The following is a 6,852-nucleotide window of genomic DNA, read 5'->3' as shown; positions in this document are numbered from 1 at the left end:
GCGTGCGCCGAGAAGGGCGCCTGACAGGCATCTTCCCTGGACAGGCGCCCATTTCCCAGGGCTAGAAGAAGCCCAGCTTCTTCGGCGAGTACGACACCAGCAGGTTCTTCGTCTGCTGGTGGTACGCCGGCAGCGCATGAGTCCTGAGAGATGGCCTTCGGGTTGCGGCCGGAGCCGTGGACATGGGCGCGGGACGGCGTCCGGCGCCCCCGGGGTGCCGGCGTCGTGGTCGGCGATGCACGGACCTTGATCGGTGCGGTGTGCCGGGTGTCAGGATCAGCTGCGGTGGAGGCCGGGTAGCATCGGCCGCGCTGGGATCAGAGCGCCACCAGGCACGCTGCCCGGCTGGGGGATGGACGATGCGAAGGGCGGGGCCGAGCATGACGACGCCACCGGAAGGCCACCAGGATCCGCAGACTGACCTGCGGGATCTCGAGGCGATGTTGGACGCGGTCACCGACCAGGCGATCGTCAGGCTGGGGCCGGGCGGGGACGTGGTCCGCTGGAGCCGCACCGCCGAGGCACTGACCGGCTATGCGGAGAGCGAGGTCCTCGGGCGGTCGGCGTCGGTGCTGCACACCGAGGAGGACCGCACCGCCGCCGTGATGGAGCAGGAACTGGAGTCGGTCCGTCAGGACGGTCGGCGGGAGTTCCAGGGCTGGCGGGTCCGCAAGAACGGTGAGCGGTTCCTGGCCCGCATCGCCCTGACGCCGGTACGCGACGAAGCGGGCGCGGTGACCGGTTTCGTCAAGGTCTTCCAGGACGCCACCGAGAGCGCGCGGGTCGAGTCGCTGTTCCACGGTCTGCTGGAGTCGGCCCCGGACGCCATGGTGATCGTCGGAGCAGACGCGCGGATCGTCTTGGTCAACCGGCAGGCGGAGGCGCTGTTCGGCTTCGAGCGGGCCGAGCTGGTGGGCCGCGAGATCGAGGTGCTGGTGCCGCCCCGGTTCCGCGGCCGCCACGTCGGCCACCGCAACGGGTTCCTCTCGGATCCCCGGCTGCGGCCCATGGGCGCGGGACTCGAGCTGTCCGGGATGCGCCGGGACGGGAGCGAGTTCCCCGTCGAGATCAGCCTGAGCCCCCTGGAGACCGCGGAAGGGCGGTTGGTGGTGGCGGCGATCCGGGACGTCACCGAGCGCCGGGAGACCGAGCAGCGCCTCCTGCGGCAGCGCGACGAGATCCTGGAACTGTCCACGCCCGTCATCCAGGTGTGGGACAAGGTCCTCGCGCTGCCGATCATCGGCACTCTGGACACGCTGCGGGCCACCCGGCTGACCGAGGGCTTGCTGGAGAAGATCGCGCAGACGCAGGCCGAGGTCGCCATCCTGGACATCAGCGGGGTGCCCACCATCGACACCCAGGTCGCCCAGCACCTGCTGAAGACGGTGCAGGCGGCGGGGCTGATGGGGACGGTGAGCATCATGAGCGGGGTGCGGCCGGAGACCGCGCAGTCCATGGTGCATCTGGGCATCGACATGGGGCGGTTGCGCTCCCGCAACACGCTGCAGGACGCGCTGCAGCTGGCGTTGGCGGTGCTGGCCGAGCGGGCCGGAACCGCGGCGACGGCAGCCCGGGCCCTGACGTCCGGGGAGCCGCAGTGACCGACGACGTGGTTCCGGTCATGAAGATCGGTGACACCCTGCTGGTGGCGTTGCAGGGCGACCTGGACGACACCACGGTGGTCCAGATCGAGGAGCAGCTCACCCGGGAGGTCGCGCGCACCGGCGCGTCGGGCATGCTCATCGACGTCAGCCGACTCAGCGTGGTCGACTCGTTCATCGCCCGGGTACTGGCCAGGATCGTGGCGATGGTCCGGCTGCTGGGCGCGCAGGCGGCCGTGGTGGGGATACAGCCGGCGGTCGCCATCACCCTGGTGGAACTCGGCGTGCAGATGGGGCACCTGGACACCGCGCTCAATGCCGAACAGGGCCTGGCCCTGCTGGAGCGGCTGCGGCGCGCCGATACAGGCACGGGCCGCCTGTGACCGCCGGTGCCGTGACGGACCGGGAGCCGTCCGTTTTCGACATCGTCGACGAGGCCGACCTGATCCGGGTGCGCAAGGTGCTGCGAACCGAGGCCGAGGAGGTGGGGCTCAATCTGGTGGATGCGACGAAGCTGATCACGGCCGGCAGCGAGCTGGCCCGCAACATCCTCTACTACGCCACCGGCCACCGCGGCCGGATCAGCGTCGAGCAGGTCTACCGGCAGGGCCGGCGCGGGGTGCGGGCCACGTTCGCCGACGACGGACCGGGCATCGCCGACATCGACGCGGCGCTGACCGACGGCTTCTCCACCCGGGGCAGCCTCGGGCTGGGCCTGCCGGGAGCGCGGCGGCTGGTGGACGACATGACCCTCACTTCAGAGGCCGGAACGGGCACCACCGTGGTCATCGTGAAATGGCAGCGGTGAGACCGATGATGACGACGAGGACGTGGCGGCACTGAGCGAGAGCGAACACCGCCGCCACACCATCGGCGCCGAGGAGGACGTCGGCGCCCTGCGCCGGGCGGTGGCCAGGCTGGCGGCCGGACAGCACGCGCTGCGCGAGGGCGTGGCCGAACTGGTCGCCACCGAGCTGGGCACCAATCTGATCCGCCACGCCCTGCCGGGCGGGTATGTGCTGGCCCGCAAGACGGGCGACGGGATCGAGCTGATCTCCGTCGACCACGGCCCGGGGATGACCGCTGCGGCGCTTGGCCCACCGGCCGGGTCGGTTTCGTCCACCGTGCCACCTCCCTACCGCGGGGGCGGACTGGGCGCGGGGCTGAATGTCGTCCGGCGCAACGCCGTCGAGTTCGACCGGTATTCGACCCGGCGCGGCACCGTCGTCTACGCCCGGCTCGGCAGCAGCCCCGAACCGGGCGCGCCGACGGGGTGGCGTTTCGGCGGGATCAACGTCCCCCTCGGCGGTGACGGCGAGTCCGGGGACGCCTGGGCCGTCACCCCCGGCCGGCCGACGGCCGCCCTGGTCGTCGACGGACTCGGCCACGGCCCGGGCGCCGCCGCGGCGGCCCGCGCCGCGATCACCAGCTTCGAGCACTCCCCCGTCACCGACCTCGACCGGCTCCTCAGGCACACCCACGAGGCGATGCGCGGCACCCGCGGCGGCGTCCTGGGCGCCTGCCTGATCGACCCCGCCCGCCGCGAGTTCGCCTACGCGGCTGTCGGCAACATCACCGGCCGCGTCGTCACCGGCACCCGGTCCGTGCACCTGCTGGACCGCCCAGGCACCCTGGGCACGCACCTGCCCGTTCCGTCTCTTCGCCTGCAGCACGGCCCCTGGGAGCCGGGATCGGCGCTCGTCCTGGTATCCGACGGGATCCGCTCCGGCTGGAACCTGGAGGACCACCCGCGCCTGCTGGACCACCACCCGTCGCTCATCGCCGCCGTACTGCACCGCGAGTACGGCCGCCCCACCGACGACGCCACGGTGCTCGTGGTCCGCCAGGTCACCCACATGGCATGATGAGCCGGTTCCTGTCACCGGGCGAAAGGGCGGTCAGGCATGGGGGACGTACACACTCCCCGGACCGCCGACATAGCCGGGCGGCAGGCCGAACTGGAGCGCCGCGCGCAGTTGGCGGACGAGCTGAGCCAGGAGCTGGACGACACCAACCGCGGCCTGATCGCGCTGCACACCGAGCTGGAGGCGGTCCGGGCGGCCGAGGCTCGGCTCGCGGCCATCGTGGCCTCGTCCGACGACGCCATGATCGCGGTGAGCCCGGCCCTCCTCGTCCAGACCTGGAACCCGGGCGCCCAGCGGCTGTTCGGCCACACCGAGCAGCACATTCTCGGCCAGACGATCGACAGGCTCATGACCGGGCCGGCCTTCGACGCCTACCGGGCCGTGGTGGAGCAGATCCGCTCCCACGGGCACGCCGACTCCTACCAGACCCGCTGGCTGCGCGGCGACGGCAGCGAAGTCGACGTGGCCGTCACCGTCTCGCCGATGCGCGACGCCGGTGGCGACCTGATTGGCTTCTCCACGGTCGCGCGGGACATCACCCACCAGGTCGCCGCCCAGGCCGAGCTGGCCGCCGCTCGCGCCGACCGCGAGGTGATGGACGAGCGCGACCGCATCGCCCGGGACCTGCACGACATGGTCATCCAGCGGGTCTTCGGCGCAGGCCTCGCGCTGCAGAGCATCACCACCCGCATCACCCAGCCCGACACCGCCTCCCGCATCCACAACGTGATCGGCGAACTCGACGCCACCATCCGGGAGCTGCGCGGCACCATCTTCAACCTCAACCAGCCCACCCAGAAGGCGGCCAGCCTGCGCGCCCAGGTCCTCGACGAGACCACCGCCGCACAGGACCGGCTCGGCTTCGCCCCCACGGTCGAGTTCGGCGGTCCCGTGGATGCCGCCCTGCCCGACGAGACGGCCGCACACCTGCTCGCCGTGCTGCGCGAAGCCCTGTCCAACGTCGCCCGCCACGCCCACGCCTCCGCCGCCCGGGTCGCCGTCCGCGCCGGGGGCGAACTGCTCCTGGACGTCACGGACAACGGCCGCGGCATCGACCCGGCCGTCACCCGCAGCAGCGGCCTGACCAACCTGCGCCGCCGCGCCGAGAAACTCGGCGGCACGTTCGAGGTGACCAGCCGCGCCGAGGGCGGCACCCGCCTGCGCTGGCGCATCCCCCTCACCGCCAAGGGCTCCTCCCTCACCCCCTGAATCCGACCGGCCCGCACCGGAGGGCACGACCCGCATACGCGACACGGGTCCTGCGTTTTTCCCGTTGCCCCCGAGGAAGTACGCGACTCAGCACGAACCCTTCGGCGCAGAACCCGCGATCACCACCGGGTAACGGTCTGCCTTTCTGCACCCTGGGACGTCAGCAGCGGCCAGGAAGTCGCGCTTGCCGAGATGGTGGCGGCCGAACCCGACCGCCACTACTGGCGGGCGGTCGAAGCCGCGCTCGACAGACCGGTCTGCTCCGCATGCGGCGTGCGGCTCGGCCGCGGCCTCGCCGGCTGCTGCGCCCGCGACCTGGCCGACGGCTTCCGCCATGCCGCGATCGAGACGGACCGGCCGGGTGTCCTGCGAGGCAATGAACACGCCATCCGGGTCAACGTCTCGGTCGTGCGTCGGCCACAGGTCACCACCGAGAACGAAGTCCTTGCCAGGCGCATGCTGCTACCGGTCCTCCTGGTGGGGCTCCTGCCGACCACTCCGGGGATCATCCCCTCAGCTCAGGGCGGCCTTGAGCACCTCGAAGGCCGTCTTCGGATCGGCCAGAGCGTGGTAGATGCCGGGGATCTCGTGGTCGTCGAGGCCGAGCAGGCCGTAGACGGCGTGCATCGCGCCGCGCACGGAGTACTCGACCGTGAAGACCACGTCCTCCGGAATCTCCGCGAACTGACCCAGGAAGGCGAAGTTCGCGGCACCGCGCGGAATGACCAGGGGACGGTCGTGAACGGTGCGTGGGGCGAACTGGCTGGTGATGTAGGGCATCATCACCGGGATGACGGTCGTGGTCGCGGCGACCTGCTCCTCGATGTCGGACAGGCCGAGGTGGCCGAGGAGTTCGGTGAGGATCTCGCGGCCGGTGGCCTGCGCCATCGGCTTGCCGATGAAGTCGCCCTCCCGGTCGACGAACAGGCCGTAGCCCCACAGCGTGTACACGTCCTCCGGCTGGTCCTCGAAGTGCGGGGCGTGCGGCACCACGATCGACATCAGCCAGTTGGAGTCCTTGAACGTCATCAGCGCGCCGGTGCCGGGGAGATTGCCGGACAGCTCCTCGATGCGGTGCAACAACTGGGGGCTGCGCATGGTGAGCGTGAAGGACTCCCACTTGGCCTCGTCGACGTTGCCGGTGAATGCGGTGGGACGGCCGAAGTCGTCGGCCTTGGCGGCGATGGTCTCCCACAGCCGCCAGCCGCCGTCCCGCTTGTCGCGGATCAGCTCGGGCGCGGCGGTGTCGCTGCCGTGGGCGGCGTCGGCGGTCATCGAGCCAATGGTGATCAACGCGTAGTCGGTGTCGGCGAGGTCGTACGTGTCCGGCTGCCCGGCGCGCTCGACGTGCAGGCGGCGGACGCGCCGAGTGCCCTGCCCGTCGGTGGTGAAGTCGACATCGGTGACCCGCACGCCGTACTCGAAGCGCACGCCGTGGCCCTCCAGCCAGGCCCTCAGCGGCCGGATGATCGAGTCGTACTGGTTGAGGCGGGTGCGGCGTACCCCGGACAGGGTGTGCATGCGCGGGAACTCCTGCATGAAACGCAGCAGATAGCGCTTGAGCTCGATGGCACTGTGCCAGTTCTGGAAGGCGAAGGTCGTGCGCCACATCGCCCAGAAGTTGGTGTCGAAGAAGTGCGGGGAGAAGAAGTCCTCGATCCGGCGGGCCCCGATGACCGCCTCGGGCAGCACCAGCAGCCGGGTCAGCTCGAGGCGGTCGCGGGTGTCAAGGCCGTAGTCGGAGGCGTCCAGGATCGTGGCACCCGTGCCGATCAGGCGGGCCTTGGCGTCGGTTGGCCACTTGGCGTTGAATGCCCGGATCTCTTGCCTGACCGACACCGTCTCGTCGGTCAGCGTGGGGATCGTCTCCAGGAGGTTCCACAGGCAGGTGTACGCCTCCTCCTCCAGCATCCGCCCGCCCCGGGTGACGTACCCGGCGCTCTCGCCGCTGCCGTCCATGGAACCGCCGGCGACCGGGAGCTCCTCCAGGATGTGGATGTGCTCGCCGGGGAAGCCGCCGTCACGGATCAGGAAGGCGGCGGCCGCGAGCGAGGCGATGCCGCCTCCGACGAGGTAGGCCTGGGATTGCTGGGCGTCTGTCATGACGTTCCTCCGTTCTGCCGCCCGGACCTCACCGGCGGCCCAAAAGTGATCAATAGCCTGCGTGCCGGACGTGC

At 71.0% G+C, this 6,852-nt stretch carries 8 protein-coding genes; 5 read left to right on the top strand and 3 right to left on the bottom strand.

The window, feature by feature from the left end; translation table 11 throughout:
- Positions 1–61 precede the first annotated feature (61 nt).
- A complete protein-coding gene (locus tag ACFW2E_RS38060) occupies positions 62–184 on the bottom strand; it encodes a hypothetical protein (RefSeq protein ID WP_384473976.1) in 123 nt (40 codons plus the stop codon).
- A 196-nt stretch (positions 185–380) separates the two neighbouring features.
- Between ACFW2E_RS38060 and ACFW2E_RS38055 the strand changes: the two genes are divergently transcribed.
- Genes ACFW2E_RS38055 through ACFW2E_RS38035 form a run of 5 tightly spaced genes read left to right on the top strand, consistent with a single transcriptional unit; the run spans position 381 to position 4,675 of the window.
- Positions 381–1,601, top strand: coding sequence for a PAS domain S-box protein (locus ACFW2E_RS38055; protein ID WP_384473973.1), 1,221 nt, complete (start codon positions 381–383; stop codon positions 1,599–1,601).
- The gene (locus ACFW2E_RS38050; protein ID WP_151474892.1) at positions 1,598–1,984 is read left to right on the top strand and encodes an STAS domain-containing protein; all 387 of its coding nucleotides are present in this window, start codon (positions 1,598–1,600) and stop codon (positions 1,982–1,984) included. Before ACFW2E_RS38055 ends, ACFW2E_RS38050 begins: the two co-directional genes overlap by 4 nt.
- Before the next feature lie 11 nt (positions 1,985–1,995).
- Positions 1,996–2,409, top strand: a complete 414-nt coding sequence (locus ACFW2E_RS38045) for an anti-sigma regulatory factor (RefSeq protein ID WP_384473970.1) — start codon at positions 1,996–1,998, stop codon at positions 2,407–2,409.
- A gap of 22 nt (positions 2,410–2,431) precedes the next feature.
- Positions 2,432–3,466: a SpoIIE family protein phosphatase gene (locus ACFW2E_RS38040; protein ID WP_384473967.1), complete on the top strand. Its 1,035-nt coding sequence runs from the start codon at positions 2,432–2,434 to the stop codon at positions 3,464–3,466.
- Positions 3,467–3,505: 39 nt separating this feature from the next.
- Positions 3,506–4,675, top strand: a complete 1,170-nt coding sequence (locus ACFW2E_RS38035) for a PAS domain S-box protein (RefSeq protein ID WP_384473964.1) — start codon at positions 3,506–3,508, stop codon at positions 4,673–4,675.
- Positions 4,676–4,762: 87 nt separating this feature from the next.
- Here ACFW2E_RS38035 and ACFW2E_RS38030 read toward each other — a convergent pair whose 3' ends face one another.
- Together ACFW2E_RS38030 and ACFW2E_RS38025 are read right to left on the bottom strand one after the other, a co-directional pair.
- Positions 4,763–5,059 carry a hypothetical protein gene (locus tag ACFW2E_RS38030; protein WP_384473963.1) on the bottom strand — a complete coding sequence of 99 codons (297 nt, stop codon included), beginning with the start codon at positions 5,057–5,059 and terminating at the stop codon, positions 4,763–4,765.
- A gap of 129 nt (positions 5,060–5,188) precedes the next feature.
- Positions 5,189–6,778: an oleate hydratase gene (locus tag ACFW2E_RS38025; RefSeq protein WP_384473960.1), complete on the bottom strand. Its 1,590-nt coding sequence runs from the start codon at positions 6,776–6,778 to the stop codon at positions 5,189–5,191.
- Between the last annotated feature and the right edge of the window lie 74 nt (positions 6,779–6,852).

Source organism: Streptomyces sp. NPDC058964, from assembly GCF_042741275.1.
Lineage (GTDB): Bacteria > Actinomycetota > Actinomycetes > Streptomycetales > Streptomycetaceae > Streptomyces.
Note: the sequence above shows the minus strand (reverse complement) of the source record. Positions and strands in the feature narration are given on the sequence as shown.

Excerpts from the sequence above, each read along its gene's own strand:
- ACFW2E_RS38060 (WP_384473976.1), bottom strand. The coding sequence starts at position 184 with ATGTCCACGGCTCCGGCCGCAACCCGAAGGCCATCTCTCAGGACTCAT.
- ACFW2E_RS38055 (WP_384473973.1), top strand. The coding sequence starts at position 381 with ATGACGACGCCACCGGAAGGCCACCAGGATCCGCAGACTGACCTGCGG.
- ACFW2E_RS38035 (WP_384473964.1), top strand. The coding sequence starts at position 3,506 with ATGGGGGACGTACACACTCCCCGGACCGCCGACATAGCCGGGCGGCAG.
- ACFW2E_RS38025 (WP_384473960.1), bottom strand. The coding sequence starts at position 6,778 with ATGACAGACGCCCAGCAATCCCAGGCCTACCTCGTCGGAGGCGGCATC.